General features: G+C 63.9%; 16 protein-coding genes. 10 read left to right on the plus strand and 6 right to left on the minus strand.

Annotation, left to right across the window (positions count from 1 at the left end; all coding sequences use genetic code 11):
- Positions 1-105 precede the first annotated feature (105 nt).
- Positions 106-1,458 carry a tRNA uridine-5-carboxymethylaminomethyl(34) synthesis GTPase MnmE gene (gene mnmE / locus QEP15_RS25880; RefSeq protein WP_056327776.1) on the minus strand — a complete coding sequence of 451 codons (1,353 nt, stop codon included), beginning with the start codon at positions 1,456-1,458 and terminating at the stop codon, positions 106-108.
- A 115-nt stretch (positions 1,459-1,573) separates the two neighbouring features.
- Between mnmE and QEP15_RS25885 the strand changes: the two genes are divergently transcribed.
- From QEP15_RS25885 to QEP15_RS25930, 10 genes are all read left to right on the plus strand, one after another.
- Positions 1,574-3,160, plus strand: a complete 1,587-nt coding sequence (locus QEP15_RS25885) for an ABC transporter substrate-binding protein (protein ID WP_062839295.1) — start codon at positions 1,574-1,576, stop codon at positions 3,158-3,160.
- A gap of 19 nt (positions 3,161-3,179) precedes the next feature.
- The gene (locus QEP15_RS25890; RefSeq protein ID WP_062839296.1) at positions 3,180-4,154 is read left to right on the plus strand and encodes an ABC transporter permease; all 975 of its coding nucleotides are present in this window, start codon (positions 3,180-3,182) and stop codon (positions 4,152-4,154) included.
- On the plus strand, positions 4,154-5,074 hold the full coding sequence (locus QEP15_RS25895) for an ABC transporter permease (protein ID WP_056327777.1): 921 nt from the start codon (positions 4,154-4,156) through the stop codon (positions 5,072-5,074). Before QEP15_RS25890 ends, QEP15_RS25895 begins: the two co-directional genes overlap by 1 nt.
- Positions 5,075-5,085: 11 nt before the next feature.
- The gene (locus QEP15_RS25900) at positions 5,086-6,096 is read left to right on the plus strand and encodes an ABC transporter ATP-binding protein (protein ID WP_152383037.1); all 1,011 of its coding nucleotides are present in this window, start codon (positions 5,086-5,088) and stop codon (positions 6,094-6,096) included.
- Positions 6,093-7,109 (plus strand): ABC transporter ATP-binding protein, encoded by a 1,017-nt coding sequence (locus QEP15_RS25905; protein ID WP_262760544.1) that lies wholly within the window; start codon positions 6,093-6,095, stop codon positions 7,107-7,109. The genes QEP15_RS25900 and QEP15_RS25905 overlap by 4 nt, the downstream gene beginning before the upstream one ends.
- 111 nt (positions 7,110-7,220) lie before the next feature.
- Complete coding sequence (locus QEP15_RS25910) at positions 7,221-8,420, plus strand: M20 aminoacylase family protein (protein WP_056327635.1); 1,200 nt, start codon at positions 7,221-7,223, stop codon at positions 8,418-8,420.
- A gap of 178 nt (positions 8,421-8,598) precedes the next feature.
- Positions 8,599-9,507: a TauD/TfdA dioxygenase family protein gene (locus QEP15_RS25915; RefSeq protein WP_280148259.1), complete on the plus strand. Its 909-nt coding sequence runs from the start codon at positions 8,599-8,601 to the stop codon at positions 9,505-9,507.
- Between the two features lie 43 nt (positions 9,508-9,550).
- A complete protein-coding gene (locus tag QEP15_RS25920) occupies positions 9,551-10,594 on the plus strand; it encodes an ABC transporter substrate-binding protein (RefSeq protein WP_280148260.1) in 1,044 nt (347 codons plus the stop codon).
- A gap of 1 nt (position 10,595) precedes the next feature.
- Positions 10,596-11,426: an ABC transporter ATP-binding protein gene (locus QEP15_RS25925; RefSeq protein ID WP_280148261.1), complete on the plus strand. Its 831-nt coding sequence runs from the start codon at positions 10,596-10,598 to the stop codon at positions 11,424-11,426.
- Between the two features lie 11 nt (positions 11,427-11,437).
- A complete protein-coding gene (locus tag QEP15_RS25930; protein ID WP_280148262.1) occupies positions 11,438-12,316 on the plus strand; it encodes an ABC transporter permease in 879 nt (292 codons plus the stop codon).
- Positions 12,317-12,397: 81 nt separating this feature from the next.
- Here QEP15_RS25930 and QEP15_RS25935 read toward each other — a convergent pair whose 3' ends face one another.
- The 5 genes from QEP15_RS25935 to rpmH all read right to left on the minus strand — a co-directional run bounded on the left by QEP15_RS25935 (position 12,398) and on the right by rpmH (position 16,736).
- Positions 12,398-13,843: a catalase gene (locus QEP15_RS25935; protein WP_280148263.1), complete on the minus strand. Its 1,446-nt coding sequence runs from the start codon at positions 13,841-13,843 to the stop codon at positions 12,398-12,400.
- Between the two features lie 285 nt (positions 13,844-14,128).
- Positions 14,129-15,805: a membrane protein insertase YidC gene (gene yidC, locus QEP15_RS25940; protein WP_280148264.1), complete on the minus strand. Its 1,677-nt coding sequence runs from the start codon at positions 15,803-15,805 to the stop codon at positions 14,129-14,131.
- 48 nt (positions 15,806-15,853) lie between these two features.
- Positions 15,854-16,126: a membrane protein insertion efficiency factor YidD gene (gene yidD, locus QEP15_RS25945; RefSeq protein ID WP_056327642.1), complete on the minus strand. Its 273-nt coding sequence runs from the start codon at positions 16,124-16,126 to the stop codon at positions 15,854-15,856.
- Positions 16,123-16,494, minus strand: a complete 372-nt coding sequence (locus QEP15_RS25950) for a ribonuclease P protein component (RefSeq protein WP_056327643.1) — start codon at positions 16,492-16,494, stop codon at positions 16,123-16,125. Before QEP15_RS25950 ends, yidD begins: the two co-directional genes overlap by 4 nt.
- Positions 16,495-16,601: 107 nt before the next feature.
- Positions 16,602-16,736 (minus strand): 50S ribosomal protein L34, encoded by a 135-nt coding sequence (gene rpmH, locus QEP15_RS25955; RefSeq protein WP_006228069.1) that lies wholly within the window; start codon positions 16,734-16,736, stop codon positions 16,602-16,604.
- Positions 16,737-17,125: the final 389 nt, after the last annotated feature.

Raw genomic sequence — 17,125 nt, forward strand, 5'->3', positions numbered from 1 at the left:
AGGGCACCACCGGTTGTAAAAGCCGCCGATATTTCGTGTAAATCAGAAGAGTCTTATTAATTAAGAAAATCGATGTGCGCAAGCATGTTGCGGGTGAAGACCTGACTACTTCCCGATGCAAAAACTGGAAAAAATCTCCCCCAGCAAATCATCGCTGGTGAACTTGCCAGTGATACTCGACAAGCTGTCGTGCGCCAGCCGCAGTTCCTCGGCAAACAGGTCCAGCACCCGGTCATCCTGACTGGCATGCGCGGCGGCCAATTCCAGATGTTCGGCAGCCTCCTGCAATGCATGCAGATGCCGTTCTCGCGCGAGCCAAGGCGACTCGGCGCCAGGGTTCCATCCCGCGATTTGAAGCAGTTCGGCGCGAAGCGCGTCCAGCCCCGCGCCGCGTTTGGCCGAGATGCCCAGTTCGCCGGGACCGGGGACGAAAGGCTCGGGCAGCAGGTCGACCTTGTTGAATACCTTCAGCACCGGCGTGCGGGCGGGCAGGCGCGCGGTGATCTGCGCGTCGAGTTCGTCGCCCGGCTGGGTGGCATCCTGCAAATGGAGGATGACGTCGGCGCGTTCGATTTCCTGCCAGGTGCGCGCGATGCCGATGCTTTCGACGGTGTCTTCGGTTTCGCGCAGGCCGGCCGTGTCGACAATATGCAGCGGCACGCCATCAATATGGATTTCCTGCACCACTTTGTCGCGCGTGGTGCCGGCAATGGGGGTGACGATGGCGATGTCGTCGCCCGCCAGCGCATTGAGCAGGCTGGACTTGCCCACGTTGGGCTGGCCTGCCAACACCACATGCAGGCCTTCTCGCAGGATGACGCCCTGGCGTGCTTGCGCGATCAGCGCGGACAGGTCGCCGGCCAACGCGTCCAGGGTGGGACGCGCCTGATACTTTTCCAGGAAGTCGATCTCTTCTTCGGGAAAATCCAGCGTCGCTTCGACCAGCATGCGCAGGTGAATGATGCGGTCGGACAGGTCGTTGACGCGTGCCGAGAATTCGCCCGATAGCGACGCCATGGCGCCGCGCGCGGCCGCGACCGACGAGGCTTCGATCAGGTCGGCCACCGCTTCGGCCTGCGCCAGATCCATGCGGTCGTTCAGGAAGGCGCGGCGTGTGAATTCGCCGGGTTCGGCCAGTCGCACGCCCAGGTCGCGGCCGGCGGCAAGGCAGCTGTCCAGCACGCGGCGCAGCACGGCCGGGCCGCCGTGGCCCTGCAGCTCCAGCACGTCTTCGCCGGTGTAGGAATGCGGCGCGCGAAAGTAGATGGCGATGCCTTCGTCCAGCAGTTCGCCTTCGACGGTCTTGAAGGGAAGATAGTGCGCATGGCGGGGCGTGAGATCACGCTGAAACAGGCGCCGCACCAATTCGGACAGGTCCGCACCAGAAATGCGCACGACGCCGATGCCGCCTCTTCCGGGAGCGGTGGCAATGGCGGCAATGGGGGCGTAAGCGGACATATCGGGGCAGATGGCAAGGCGAAACAATAGGGGAATATAACTGTTGCGCGGCGCGTTGTTTGCTGGTTACTGTGGCCCCGAGGTTCAAAACCCGAAACAACTCTGGGAGATCACGATGGCATCTCGGTTTTCGCGTGTCTTGGCCTGCGGCGCTGCCGCGGTGGTGATGGCCTGTGGCACATTCAGTGCGGCCATGGCCCGCGACCTGGTGATAGGACTGAAGACCGAGCCGTCTTCGATGGATCCGCAATACCACGCGTTGACGCCGAACACGCAGATCTCCCAAACCATTTTCGATACGCTTGTCGCCACCGACGCGCAGCTCAAGCCCCAGCCGTCGCTGGCGGAATCCTGGACGGTCGATGGCAAGGTCTGGACCTTCAAGCTGCGCCCGAACGTGAAATTCTCCGATGGCACGCCGTTCACCGCCGAGGACGTCGTGTTCACGTACGACCGCGTGCCGAAGGTGCCCAACAGCCCCTCGCCGTTCACGCTGTATCTGGGATCTGTCGCCAAGACCGAAGCGGTCGATCCGATGACGATCCGAATCACCACCAAGGACGTCGCGCCCAATCTGCTGGTGAACCTGGCGCAGCTGCCCATCATGTCGAAGAAGGCCGCGTCGGGCCCCGCCGCGGAAGGCAAGACCACGACCGAATTGAACAGCGGCGACGGCCTCATCGGGACGGGGCCCTACAAGTTCGTGTCCTGGAAGCGCGGCGCGGAGTTTGTGCTGGCGCGCAATGACAACTATTGGGGCAAGAAACCCGAATGGGATCGCGTGGTCTATCGTCCGATCAGTAACGCCGCCGCGCGCGTGGCCGCGCTGCTGGCGGGCGACGTGGACATGATCGAAGATCCTCCCACCGACGACCTGCCCAAGCTCAAGTCCGACAAGAAGCTCTTTGTCGAGGAAACGCCGTCGGTGCGCGTGGTGTACGTGGCGCTGGACCAGTACGCGGAGCCCTCGCCCGGCGTGCAGGGCACCGACAAGAATCCGATGAAGGACAAGCGCGTGCGCGAGGCCTTGTCGCTGGCGATCAATCGCGATGCGCTGGTCGAACGCGTGATGGGCGGCGTCGCCCTGCCCGCGGGCAACCTGCTGCCGTATCCGATGTTCGGCGCCAGCAAGGAACATTCGAAGGCGCCCAAGGCCGATGTCGAAAAGGCCAAGGCGCTGCTCAAGGAAGCGGGCTACCCCAACGGGTTTTCGATCACGCTGGGTTCGCCGTCCGGCCGCTATGTCAACGATTCGAAGGTGGCGCAGGCCATTGCATCGATGTGGACGCGCATCGGCGTGAAGACCAGCGTGGATGCGATGGCGCCCCCGGTGTTCTTCAAGAACCGCGACAGCTACTCGTTCTCGGCTTACCTGGCGGGCTGGTCGGTGACCAGCGGTGAAATGTCGAACGCGCTGACGTCGCTGCTGATGACGCGCAACCCGGAAGCGGGCCAGGGCACGACGAACCGCAGCCGCTACTCCAACCCCAAGATGGATGAACTGGTGAAGCAGGCCTCGTCCACGATGGATGACGCCAAGCGCGCGGAGCTGCTGTCCACGGCAAGCAACATCGCCATGGATGATTTCGCGATGCTGCCCGTGCATTTCGAGCTGTCGGTCTGGGCGATGAAGAACGACATCCGCTATCAAGGCCGTCCGGACCAGGTCACCTTGGCGCAGAACGCTACGCTGAAGAAGTAAGCGCGCCGGGCGATATCTCGTGCTTGCAACCATTGTCAGAAGGCTGCTGCAGACCATCGTCGTCATGCTTGTCATGTCGGCGTTGGTCTTTGCCGGCATTTACATGGTCGGCGATCCGGTCTCGATGCTGGCCAGTCCGGAAGCGACCGAGGCGCAGCGCGCCGCGATCAGTGCATCGCTGGGGTTGGACCAGCCCTTGTGGCGGCAGTACCTGATCTTCATGAGCCAGGCCGTGCGCGGCGATTTCGGGAACAGCTTCCTGACCGGCGAACCGGCCATGCACCTGATCCTGGAGCGCATGCCGGCGACGGTCGAGCTGGCCTGTGTGGCGATGCTGCTGTCGGTGCTGATCGGCGTGCCGCTCGGCATCCTGGCGGGTTTGAAACCCGCGGCGGTGGGCTCGCGCGCGATCATGACGGGCTCTGTGCTGGGATTTTCGCTGCCCAATTTCTGGGTGGGCCTGATGCTCATCATGGTGTTTGCGGTGATGCTGGGCTGGGTGCCGGCCGGCGGCCGCGGCGACACCGTCAGCATCGGCTCGCTGCAACTGAGCGTCCTGACGCTCGACGGCTGGCTGAGCCTGGCCCTGCCCGCCGCGACCATCGCGTTCGCCAAGTGCGCGATGATCATCCGCGTGACGCGGGCCGCCACGCGCGAGGCGCTGCCCATGGACTACATCAAGTTCGCGCGCGCCAAGGGCCTGTCTGAAAAGCGTGTGCTGGGCGTGCATCTGCTCAAGAACATCCTGATTCCCGTAGTGACGGTGGCCGGCCTGGAGTTCGGTCAGGTGATGGCATTTGCCGTCGTGACGGAGACCGTGTTTTCGTGGCCGGGCATGGGCAAGCTGCTGATCGATTCCATCATCAACCTGGATCGGCCGGTGGTGGTGGCGTATCTGCTGCTGATCGTTTTCTTCCTGGTCATGTTGAATCTGGTGGTGGACATCATCTACACGGTGCTGGACCCCCGCGTACGCCTGGATAGCCGCCGATGATGAATACGCCCGCCACCGCTGCCTCGCCCCCGGCGCCGACGAAAGAGCAGTCGCCCTGGCGCCGTTTCGTGTCGGACTTCTTTGCCAGCAAGCTGGCTACGCTGGGTCTGGTGATGCTGGTCGTGATCGTGGGGGCGGCGCTGCTGGCGCCGTGGATCGCGCCGCAGAATCCCTATGATCTGGCCAGCCTGGACATCATGGATTCGAAGCTCAAGCCGGGCAGCGAAAGCGGGGATGGTTCGATGCGGCATTGGCTGGGCACCGACGGCCAGGCGCGCGACCTTTTTTCCGCCATTCTTTACGGCATGCGCACGAGCCTGATGGTGGCCACGGTGTCGGTGCTGGCCGCCTTTGGCATCGGCGCCACCGTGGGGCTGATTGCCGCGTACTTTGGCGGACGCATCGACGCCTTGCTGATGCGGGTCGTGGATATCCAGTTGTCGTTCCCGGCGATCCTGGTGGCGCTGATGCTGCTGGCCATTCTGGGCAAGGGTGTGGATAAGGTGATCATCGCGCTTATCGTCGTGCAATGGGCGTATTTTGCGCGGGCCGCGCGTGGCGCGGCGCTGGTCGAGCGCGGCAAGGAATACGTGGAGGCGGCGCGGTGCATGTCGCTGTCGTGGTCGCGCGTGTTGTTCCGGCACGTGCTGCCGAACTGCATGCCGCCGCTCATCGTGATCGCCACGATCGACCTGGCGCACGCGATTGCGCTGGAGGCAACGCTGTCGTTCCTGGGCGTGGGCGTGCCGGTCACCGAGCCGTCGCTGGGCATGCTGATCTACAACGGCTTCGAGTACCTGCTTTCCGGCCAGTATTGGATTTCGTTCTTTCCCGGCATTGCGCTGGCGCTGGCCATCATCGCCATCAACCTGGTGGGCGACCACCTGCGCGATGTGCTCAACCCGCGGCACGCGAATTGAGGACAGGGGCGATGCAGACGAACGCCGCGCAGCGATCCGTGCCGGGCCCGGCACCAGTGCTTGATGTGCATGGCCTGAAGACGCATTTCTTCACGCGCAATGGCGTGGTCAAGGCCGTGGACGGCGTGGACCTGACGCTGGCCGAAGGAGAGATCCTGGGGCTGGTGGGCGAGTCCGGATCGGGCAAGAGCATCACGGGCTTTTCGTTGATGGGGCTGCTGGATGAGCCCGGGCGCATCGTCGACGGCGATCTCAGGCTGAACGGCGAGGACCTGCGCGCGGCCACGCCTGCGCGATGGCGTCAGTTGCGGGGACAGGAGATCGCGATGATCTTCCAGGATCCGATGATGACGCTCAATCCGGTGCTGCGGGTGGACACGCAGATGATCGAGGCGGTGCAGGCGCATGCCAAGGTCTCGCGCGAAGCGGCGCGAAAGCGCGCGCTGCAGACGCTGGCGATGGTGGGCATTCCCTCTCCGGAAGAGCGCCTGCGCACGTATCCGCATCAGCTGTCCGGCGGCATGCGCCAGCGGGTGGCGATCGCCATTGCGCTTCTGAATTCGCCGCGCCTCATCATTGCGGACGAGCCCACGACCGCGCTGGACGTCACGATACAAGGGCAGATCCTGTTCGAAGTGCAGAAGCTCTGCCGCGAAACGGGCACGGGCCTTATCTGGATCACGCATGACCTGGCCGTGGTGGCGGGCCTGGCCGACCGTGTGTCGGTGATGTATGCGGGCCGTGTCGTGGAAACGGGCAGCACCGAGGCGGTCATCAGCCATCCGATGCATCCGTATACGCACGGGTTGATCGCGTCGATTCCGACGCCAGCGTCGCGGGGCAAGCCGCTGGTGCCGATTCCCGGCATGACGCCGTCGCTCTTGAACCTGCCGCAGGGCTGTGCATTCCGGGGGCGCTGTCCGCGCGCGACGGACGCGTGTCTTACCGAACCGCCGCCTGTCGAAGTCCGCCCGGCGCAATGGGTGCGCTGCTGGCATGCCGGAGCGCCGGATACGTTATGACCGAAGCTGCAATCAACCCCACGCCGATCCTCGCGCTGAACGAAGTCGAACTGCGCTTCGTGCAACCGGTGGATCTGGCCGGCCGCATTGCCAACCTGCTGGGTGCGGGCCTGAAGACGCAGGTGGTGCATGCCGTGGCGGGCGTCGACCTGGCGGTCAAACCCGGCGAAGTGATCGGCATCGTTGGCGAATCGGGCTGTGGAAAATCCACATTGGGCCGCATCGTGTCGGGCATCCTGCCGCCCACTGCGGGCCAGGTGCACTATCAGGGCAGGCCCGTGCATACCATGAAGGGCGCGGAGCGGCGCGCGTACGAGCTGGGTGTGCAGATGATCTTTCAGGATCCGTACGCGTCCCTGAATCCGCGCATGCGGGTGCGCGACATCATCGGCGAAGCGCCGACGGCGCACGGCCTGATTGCCTCGCGCGACAAGCTGGAGTACGTGGCCGGGCTGATGCGTCAGGTGGGACTTGATCCGAGCTTTGCACAGCGTTATCCCCATCAGTTCTCGGGCGGCCAGCGCCAGCGCATCGGCATTGCACGGGCGCTGGCGCTCAAGCCTTCGGTGATCGTCTGCGACGAGGCCGTGGCTGCGCTGGATGTGTCGATCCAGGCGCAGGTGCTGAACCTGTTCGAACAGCTGCGCGCGGACCTGGACCTGACGTATCTGTTCATCAGCCACAATCTCAGCGTCGTGAGCCACATTTCGGACCGCGTGGCGATCATGTATCTGGGACGCATCGTCGAACTGGCCGATACCGATACGGTCTTCGCGCGCGCCAACCATCCTTACACGCAGGCGCTGCTCAAGGAGCTGCCCACGCTGACGCCCGGGCGACGGGCGTATCAACCCATTCGCGGCGAGCTGCCCTCGCCGCTGGATCCGCCTTCCGGTTGCGCGTTTCACCCCAGATGTCCCCACGCGATGCCGCGCTGCAAAACGGAACGCCCGCTCCTGCGGGAAATCGCGCCGGGGCAGTTAAGCGCCTGCCATTTGAATGATGGCGCCTGACCTGCGCCGAAAAAGGGCTGGACGGGGGGCGCGCGGCGGCGCGAGAATTCCCGCACCAGCAAGCCTTTTGCGCATGCGTCATCCATCCACCCAGACAGCTTATCCACAGCCATGAAAACCATTGCCGAAATCGAACGCGTACACGGGGACCTGACTGCGCTGCGGCGCGATATCCATGCCCATCCCGAACTGGCGTTTCAGGAAACGCGCACTTCCAACCTGGTGGCCGAGCGCCTGCGCGGCTGGGGACTGGAAGTCCACACGGGGCTGGGGAAAACCGGGGTGGTGGGCATTCTGCGCGCCGGCAGCGGCGGCAAGACCATCGGCCTGCGCGCCGACATGGATGCGCTGCCGATGCCGGAGCACAACCGGTTTGCCCACAAGTCCACGATCAGCGGGCGCATGCATGGCTGCGGCCACGATGGGCACACGACGATGCTGCTGGGCGCTGCGCAGTATCTGTCGACGCATCGCAATTTTGACGGCACCGTGGTGTTCATCTTCCAGCCGGCCGAGGAAGGCGGCAACGCCGGCGCGCGCGCCATGATGCAGGACGGGCTGTTCGACAAGTTTCCCTGCGATGCGGTCTTCGGCATCCACAACATGCCCGGCATGCCGGTGAATCAGTTCGGGTTCCGGTCCGGCCCCACGATGGCGTCGAGCAACCGCTGGGACATCGTCATCAAGGGTGTCGGCGGCCACGCCGCGCAGCCGCATTCGTCGGTCGACCCCATCATCGTGGCCGCCGACATGGTGCATGCGCTGCAGACGGTCATTTCGCGCAGCAAGAATCCGCTGGAGCAGGCGGTGCTGTCGATCACGCAGATCCATGCAGGCGATGCCTACAACGTGATTCCCGGCGAAGCCGTGCTGCGCGGCACGGTGCGCACGTATTCGGTGGACACGCTGGACAAGATCGAAGCCGACATGCGGCGCATCGCGACCACCTTGCCGCAGGTATATGGCGGCACGGGCGAGCTGGATTTCGTGCGTGCGTATCCGCCGCTGGTGAACTGGGAAAAGGAAACCGCCTTTGCGGCGAAGGTCGCCGAAGACGCCTTTGGCGCGGAGAACGTGCTGCGCGACATGCCGCCTTTCATGGGGGCGGAAGACTTTTCGTTCTTCCTGGAATCCGTGCCGGGCTCATATTTGTTCCTGGGCAATGGCGACGGCGACCACCGCATGGAAACCTATCACGGCATGGGTCCGTGCCAGCTGCACAATCCCAATTACGACTTCAACGACGCGTTGCTGCCGGTCGGCGCGACGTACTGGGTGAAGCTGGTCGAAGCATTCTTGCCGGCCCGGTAACGACCGATCCGCTATTTGTTTATATGCGGTTGGTCATGAAGCCGCGGGGCGCCCCCGCGGCTTTTTGCTATATGACGTAAAGCTTTGATCAAACGCCGATAACTTCGTTTGAGATGGATGGCGGCGTTTTCATAATCGGTCGTTCCTGCCATGCCGATAAGGCGAACCGGAGCGACCGATGTCCCAGAGCAATGCCTTGCGGCGCGAAGCGCACGCCGCCTCCCAACCTGACACGCAAACGTTTGACGTGCGCCCCCTGCCCGGTCCGCTGGGCGCGGAGGTCATCGGCCTGGACCTGTCGCGTGAACTGGCGCCCGCCGATTTTGCCCGCGTGCACAAGGCGCACCTGGACCATCACCTGCTGGTGTTTCGCGACCAGCGCATCACGCCGCAGCAGCACATCGATTTCAGCCGCCGCTTCGGCCGCCTGATGATCCACGTGCTGCACCAATTCCATCTGCCCGGTCATCCGGAGATCCTGACGGTCTCGAACATTGTGGAAGACGGCAAGCCCATCGGTCTGGGCGACGCGGGCAAATACTGGCATTCGGATATCTCGTACAAGGAACTGCCCAGCCTGGGTTCGCTGCTGCACGCGCAGGAACTGCCTGCCGAAGGCGGAGACACCTTGTTCGCGAACATGCACTTGGCCTACGACACGCTGCCGCAGGCGCTCAAGAACGCCATTGACGGCCAGCGCGGCGTGCATTCCTATCTGGCGCAATACGGCCAACTGCAGAAGGAAGGCAATTGGCGCCCGAATCTGAGTGCAGCGCAGATTGCGCAGGTGCAGGAGGTGGTGCATCCGGTGGTGCGCACGCATCCCGAGAACGGCCGGCGCGCGCTGTTTGTGAGCGAAGGCTTCACCACCCGGATCGAGGGCCTGCCGGACGACGAAAGCCGCGCGCTGCTGAACGAGTTGTTTATCCACAGCGTGCGGCCAGAACATATCTATCGCCACCAGTGGCAGCCGCATGACCTGGTGTTCTGGGACAACCGGTCGCTGATCCATCTGGCCGGCGGCACGCCCGATCACCTGCGCCGCAAGCTCTACCGCACGACGATCGAGGGCGATGCGCCCTTCTGACGCCGCGCTCATGACCTCACCCCACTTATCCACAAGGAACGCCATGCGTTTGACCTCCACGCTACGGGATCGACTGGTCCAGACCGCCACGGGCGCCGGCCTGGCGCTGATGCTCGCCGTGCTGGCGCTGGCTTCGCCCACGCCTGCCCAGGCCGAAGGTCGCATCCGGATTGCCGAGCAATACGGCATCGTGTATCTGCTGCTGAACGTCGCACGGGACCAGCAACTGATCGAAAAGCATGGCAAGGCCGAAGGTGTGGATATCTCGGTCGAATGGGCCAAGCTGTCCGGCGGCTCGGCCGTGAACGATGCGCTGCTGTCCGGGGCTGTGGATATCGCGGGGGCGGGCGTGGGACCGCTGTTGACGATCTGGGATCGCACGCACGGCAAGCAGAACGTGAAGGGCGTGGCGTCGCTGGGCAACTTCCCGTACTACCTGGTGACCAACAATCCGAACGTGAAGACGATTGCCGACTTCACGGACAAGGATCGCATCGCCGTGCCCGCGGTGGGGGTGTCGGTGCAATCGCGTGTGCTGCAACTGGCATCGGCCAAGCTGTGGGGCGATGCGCAGTACAACAAGCTGGACAAGATCTCGGTGGCACTGCCGCACCCGGACGCGGCGGCGGCCATCATCGCCGGCGGCACGGAAATCACGGGCCATTTCGGCAACCCGCCCTTCCAGGAGCAGGAACTGGCCGAGAACCCGAAGGCACGCATCGTGCTCAATTCGTACGACGTGCTGGGCGGGCCCAGTTCGTCTACCGTGCTGTTCGCCACCGAGAAATTCCGCCGCGAGAATCCCAAGACCTACAAGGCCTTCCAGGAAGCCTTGAAGGAGGCGGCCAGCTTTGCGGTGGCCCATCCGGAACAGGCGGCCGACATCTATCTGCGGGTCACGGGCGCCAAGCAGGATCGCGACTTCCTCATCAAGGTCATCAAGAATCCCGATGTGCAGTTCAAGCTGGCGCCGCAGAATACGTACGCGCTGGCGCAGTTCATGCACAAGGTCGGCGCGATCAAACATGCGCCGGCAAGCTGGCGCGACTACTTCTTCGACGATCCCGTCACGGCGCAGGGAAGCTGACATGGCCGTGAGCCGCGCCACCCCTGTGGATAACGTCGATCGGCCCTTGCCTTTGCTGGCTGTGGATAAGGTGTCGATCGAATATAAGACGCGCGAACGGCGCGTGCGGGCGACGCATCAGGTCAGCTTCGACGTGCATGGCGCCGAGCGATTCATCCTTTTGGGGCCGTCCGGCTGCGGGAAATCGACGCTGCTCAAGGCGATCGCCGGATTCATCGAACCGACCGAGGGACGGATCGCGATCGACGGCAAGACGGTTCAGGGGCCGGGCCCGGACCGCATCGTGGTGTTCCAGGAATTCGACCAGCTGCCGCCGTGGAAGACGTTGCGCCAGAACGTGGCGTTTCCGCTGGTGGCGTCGCGAAAGCTCAATCGGCGCGAGGCCGACGAACGGGCGATGCATTACCTGGACAAGGTCGGGCTGGCGGCGTTTGCCGATGCGTATCCGCATACGCTTTCCGGCGGCATGAAGCAGCGCGTGGCCATTGCGCGTGCGCTGGCCATGCAGCCGCGCGTGCTGCTGATGGATGAGCCGTTTGCCGCGCTGGATGCGCTGACGCGGCGGCGCATGCAGGAGGAACTGATGGCGCTGTGGGACGACGTGCGGTTCACGCTGCTGTTTGTCACCCATTCCATCGAAGAGGCGCTGGTGCTGGGCAGCCGCATTCTGTTGCTCTCCCCGCATCCGGGCCGTGTGCGCGCCGAACTGAATGCGCACGGCTTTGACCTGCACAGCCAGGGATCGGCCGCTTTCCAGGCAGCGTCGCGCCGCATTCACGACCTGTTGTTCGAAACGCCGCCGCTGGCTCAGGCCGAGCGTGCGGCGGCATGAAAGGAGCGCGCATGAGCATCGGCCATGCCGGATCGGCGTTCATCCGCCCCGAGGTGGAATACGACCTGCCCCCCCTGCCGCCGCAAGCCGCCGAGACGCCGCTGCCGTGGCACGAACGGCTGTGGCAGCACGCCGCCCTGCGCAAGGGCGTGATCCTTGCCCTGTTGGCGGTGGTGTGGGAACTGGCGGCGCGCTATACCGACAACGACCTGCTGTTGCCCGGCGCCTGGCAGACCGCCCAGGCCTTTGTCGAGGGCGTGGCCAGCGGTGAGCTGTTGGCGCGCGCCGGTCAGTCGATGCGCGTGCTGGTGCAGGGCTACCTGGCGGGTGTCGTGCTGGCCTTTGTGTTGACGACGCTGGCGGTGTCCACGCGGTTCGGGCGTGATCTGCTGTCCACGCTGACGGCGATGTTCAATCCCCTGCCGGCGATCGCCCTGCTGCCGCTGGCGTTGCTGTGGTTTGGGTTGGGCGAAGGCAGCCTGGTGTTCGTGCTGATCCACTCGGTGCTGTGGGCGCTGGCGCTGAACATGTATGCGGGCTTTCTGGGGGTGTCTGACACCCTGCGGATGGCGGGGCGCAATTACGGGCTGACCGGGTTGCGCTATGTGCTGCAGATTCTGGTGCCGGCCGCCCTGCCCGCCATTCTGGCCGGACTGAAGATCGGCTGGGCGTTTGCCTGGCGCACGCTGATCGCGGCCGAACTGGTGTTTGGCGCATCCAGCGGCAAGGGCGGATTGGGCTGGTACATCTTTCAGAACCGCAACGAGTTATACACAGACCGGGTGTTCGCGGGCCTGGCCGCGGTGGTCATCATTGGGCTGCTTGTGGAAAACCTGGCGTTCGATACGCTGGAACGGCTGACGGTTCGGCGTTGGGGGATGCAGCGGTGATTGTTGCAGTGATCGAGCGATCAGAATGCAATAGGGGGCGGCCATGATGCCGCCCCTTTTTTCATGGTTGGCGCGTAACGTTTACAGCTTCAGCCCCAGCGCCTTGGCCACGCCTTCGGCATAGGCCGGGTCGGCCTTCTTGAAGTGATCCAGCTGGCGGCGCTGGATGACTTCGGGCACGCCCGCCATGTGGCGGCCGATGTTGCCAAAGAGCTGCTCCTGCTGCGCCGGCGTCATCAGGCGGAACAACGCGCCCGGCTGCGAGTAGTAGTCGTCGTCGACCCGGTGGTTCCAGCGGGCCGCGGCCTGGCCGTCCAGCGCCAGCGGCGGTTCGGCGGCAGACGGGGTTTCCTTCCACTCGCCCGCGCTGTTGGGCTCGTAGTTGATGGTGGCGCCGGCGTTGCCGTCCACGCGGCCCGCGCCGTCGCGATGGAAGCTGTGGAACGGGCACTTGGGCGCGTTCACCGGGATCTGGTGATGGTTGATGCCCAGGCGATAGCGGTGCGTGTCGCCATACGAGAACAGGCGGCCCTGCAGCATCTTGTCCGGCGAGAAGCCGATGCCCGGCACCACGTTGGCCGGCGTGAACGCGGCCTGCTCGACCTCGGCAAAGTAGTTTTCGGGGTTGCGGTTCAGTTCCAGCACGCCGACTTCGATCAGCGGATAGTCGCCATGCGGCCAGACCTTGGTCAGGTCGAAGGGGTTGATGTGATACGACGCCGCTTCGGCCTCGGGCATGATCTGCACCTTCAGCGTCCACTTCGGGAAGTTGCCCTCTTCGATGTTCTGGAACAGGTCGCGCTGCGAGCTTTCGCGGTCATGGGCGACGACCTGCGCGGCTTCCTCGTCCGTCAGACAGGCGATGCCCTGCTGCGACTTGAAGTGGAACTTCACGTAGAAGCGCTCGTTGTTGGCGTTGATGAAGCTGAACGTATGCGAGCCGAAGCCGTGCTGCTGGCGCAGGTTGGCGGGGATGCCGCGATCGCTCATCAGCGTGGTGACCTGATGCAGCGATTCGGGGTTGAGCGACCAGAAATCCCAGGCGGCCGTGGCGTTGCGCAGGTTGGTCTTGGGATCGCGCTTCTGGGTGTGGATAAAGTCGGGGAACTTCAGGGGGTCGCGGATGAAGAAGACCGGCGTGTTGTTGCCCACCAGGTCCCAGTTGCCTTCCTCGGTGTAGAACTTGATCGCAAATCCGCGCACGTCGCGTTCGGCGTCGGCGGCGCCGCGTTCGCCGGCGACCGTCGAAAAGCGCAGAAAGAGCGGCGTCTGCTTGCCGACCTGGGAAAAGATCTTGGCGCGGGTGTAGCGGCTGATGTCGTGGGTGACGGTAAAGGTGCCGTAGGCGCCGGAGCCCTTGGCATGGACGACGCGCTCGGGGATGCGTTCGCGGTCGAAGTGGGCAAGTTTTTCAATGAGCCAGAAATCTTCCAGCAGGGCGGGACCGCGCGGGCCGGCGGTCAAGGTGTTGTTGTTGTCCGGCACTGGGGCGCCCGAGGCGGTGGTCAAAGGCTTCTTGTCGGTCATGGCACACTCCCTAAGTCATTCCTGGATGTCGCGGATCCGCCTTGCGGGCCGCGCGCGTTGCAGCAAAAACTCCGGCGGGCAGGACGCCGGAGGGCAAATTCAGAGCCATCATAGGTGCCAGGATTGGCTGTGTGAAGTTGATTGATCCTGCTTTGGCGATAAGTAATACCTATGTATATGCCTCATGGGCATGGAAAGTGCTGAACGTGCCTTCCGCGTTTCAATCGCAACGGGCGAAAAAAAAAACCGGCCTCGAAAGGCCGGTTTCTTGTTTCTGAAGGGCGATCAGCGATTGGCCGCCACTTCCGATTTCTTCTGGATGGCGCGGGTGATCGACCACTGCTGCGCAATCGACAGGATGTTGTTGACGCACCAGTACAGCACCAGGCCGGCCGGGAAGAAGAACATCATCCCGCCGAACACCAGCGGCATGATCATCATGACCTTGGCCTGGATGGGATCCGGCGGCGTCGGGTTCAGTTTGATCTGCAGGAACATGGTGGCCATCATGATGGCGGGCAGAATGAAGAACGGATCGCGGACGGACAGGTCGTGCACCCACAGGATCCACGGCGCGCCGCGCATTTCCACGCTGGCCAGCAGCACCCAGTACAGCGAGATGAACACCGGAATCTGAACCACCATCGGCAAGCAGCCGCCCAGCGGGTTGATCTTTTCGGTGCGGTACATCTCCATCATGGCCGCATTGAGCTTCTGCTTGTCGTCGCCGTACTTTTCCTTCAGGGCCTGCAGGCGCGGAGCCACCTGCTTCATGCGGGCCATCGAGCGGTAGCTGGCGGCGGCCAGCGGGTAGAACACGGCCTTGATCAGCACGGTCAGCGCGACGATCGTCCAGCCCCAGTTGCCCAGGATGGAGTGCAGCCAGGTCATCAGGGTGAAGAGCGGCTTGGCAATAATGGTCAGCCAGCCGTAGTCGACGACCAGTTCCAGGCCCGGGGCCAGCGCGGCCATGGCCTTCTGGTCTTGCGGACCGACCCACAGGTGCGAGTCGACACGTGCGGCGGCGCCCGGGGCGATCTCGCCGACGGCTTCGATGCTGCGGCCGGCGTACAGGTTGGGCTGGACTTCGAGCAGTTCGTTCGTGCGCGGCTTGCCTTGCGGGGGCACCCAGGCCGTGGCGAAGTAGTGCTGGACCACGGCGATCCAGCCGTTGTCCGCCTGCTTGATGTAGCTGGCCTTCTTCTTCTGGATGTCGCTGAACGTGCTCTTCTGGAACTTGTCCTGTTCCGAGTAGACGGCAAAGCCCGTGAACGTGTGATAGAAGCTGGACGTATCGGCCGGATCGTTGCCGTCGCGCTCGATCTGCAGATACAGGGACGGGGCCACGGGGGCGGCGCCGACGTTGGCCAGGTCATGGCGCACGTCGATGTCGTAGCGGCCGCGATGCAGGGTGAACGTCTTGGTGACCTTCACGCCGCCGGATTCGCCTTCGAACGTGACGACCAGGTTGTCGCCGGTCAGTTCGCGTTCTTGCGAGACCAGGCGGAACGGCGTCTGGTGCGTGGGGAAGCTCTGGCCGCTGGCTGCGCCGACCACGCCGGTCTGCACCACGTAGTTCAGGCCCGCCGAGCGGTCCAGAAGCACCGTGGGCTTGTCGGGCTGGCCGGTGGCCGGATACTTCAGCAGCTCGGCGCGCACCAGCTGGGCGCCCATCGTGTCGAAGGTCAGGCGCAGCACGTCGGTGGTGATGACGACTTCTTCGGAACGCGTGGGGACGGGGGTAGCGGCGCCAGGCACCGTGGAGGCCGGTGCGGCGGTCGCGGTCGGCGCGCTGGGCACGGACGGCGTCGCATTGTTGGCGGCAGCCGGAGACTCGGTCGTGCTGGCCGCGGGCGGGGCCCCGAACAGCGACGGCTTGCCGTTATGGATTTGCCAGTTGTTCCAAAGGAGCAACAGCGAAAAGGAAAAAATCATCCAGAGGACGGTTCGTCGGATATCCATGGTGCCTACTGAAGTGAATACGGGCCAGCAAAGCCCGCCAGTTTAGCGTCAATCGTGCTCGATGCGGTGGCTGTGGGAGCAGCACCGGGCGTCGTTGGTTCCCTTGGCCGGCGGAACCGGATCCAGTCCGCCGGGTGACCAGGGATGGCACCGGCCTATGCGCCGGACCGCCATCCAGAAGCCGCGCCATGCACCGTGGCGCTCGATCGCTTCGATCGCGTACGCCGAGCAGGTCGGAGTAAAACGGCACTGCCTGCCAATCCAGGGACTCAGGAAAAACCTGTAGAACCGGATCGGGGCAATGAGTAGAGCCTTGATCATCGCGCGATGCGCTCAAAGTGAGCGTCCACTTCGGCCCTGGCGGCGCGTTTCAGCGCCGTGAGCGTGGCGGGAGCGACCTTGCTGTGCAGGCGCACGACGTAATCTTTCGCCGGCAACGCCAGGCGCCGATGGCGGAACGCTTCGCGGATGACCCGCTTCAAGGCGTTGCGCGTGGTGGCGTGGGCGGCAAACCGCTTGGCGATGACGAGCCCCAGGCGAGCACAGGCGTCCTGGCCGGGAGGCAGATCATTGGGAGCCGCGCTCACAATGAAGAATGCCCCTCGGGCAAGACGCCGGCCTTTGAGGGCGGCGGCAAACTCGGAGGGGCGATGCAGCCGCGCCTCCGGAGGAAGCGTGGAGCGCGGCATGGACTGCGGGTCAGGCGGTTGCGCGGAACCGGGACAGGATTGCGAGAGGTCTTGCAATATGGTCGGTCCGTGCGAAAGTCAGATTCCGGAAAACCGGAAAACTGGACTTAGACGGCCAGACGCTTGCGGCCCTTGGCGCGACGGGCGCTCAGGATCGCGCGGCCAGCGCGGGTTTTCATGCGCACGCGAAAGCCATGGGTGCGCTTGCGGCGGGTAACGGAAGGTTGGTAGGTGCGTTTCATGGACGATCCACAAAAAGAACAAGTCAGAAGGGACCTGCCCGGAGGGTTCCACGTCGCGCTAAGCAGAAGCGGGTATCTAGGAGCATTTTTGCAACGGGTTTCGCAACCGGTGCGAAAAACGACTCTAAGACGGGGCTCTGTACCGAGAATTTCATCTCGGGCGACCTATTCAGCAAAGCTAAAAACCGGACAAATTGCTCTTGTAGGAGCGTGTCCGGCCAGCTTTCTGCGAAACCTTCTGACAGACAGAATTCGGAAAAGCCCACCATTTCAGCAAGTTTTCCCTGTCTTGTCAAACAGTTAAGGGGGCGCCATGTAGACGCTTATGGCCCTCCCTGTGGATAACCCCAGCCCAGGCAAGGTAGAATCGAGGTTTGAATAAGAGCGAC

This window comes from Achromobacter mucicolens (genome assembly GCF_029866465.1).
Classification (GTDB): domain Bacteria; phylum Pseudomonadota; class Gammaproteobacteria; order Burkholderiales; family Burkholderiaceae_B; genus Achromobacter; species Achromobacter mucicolens.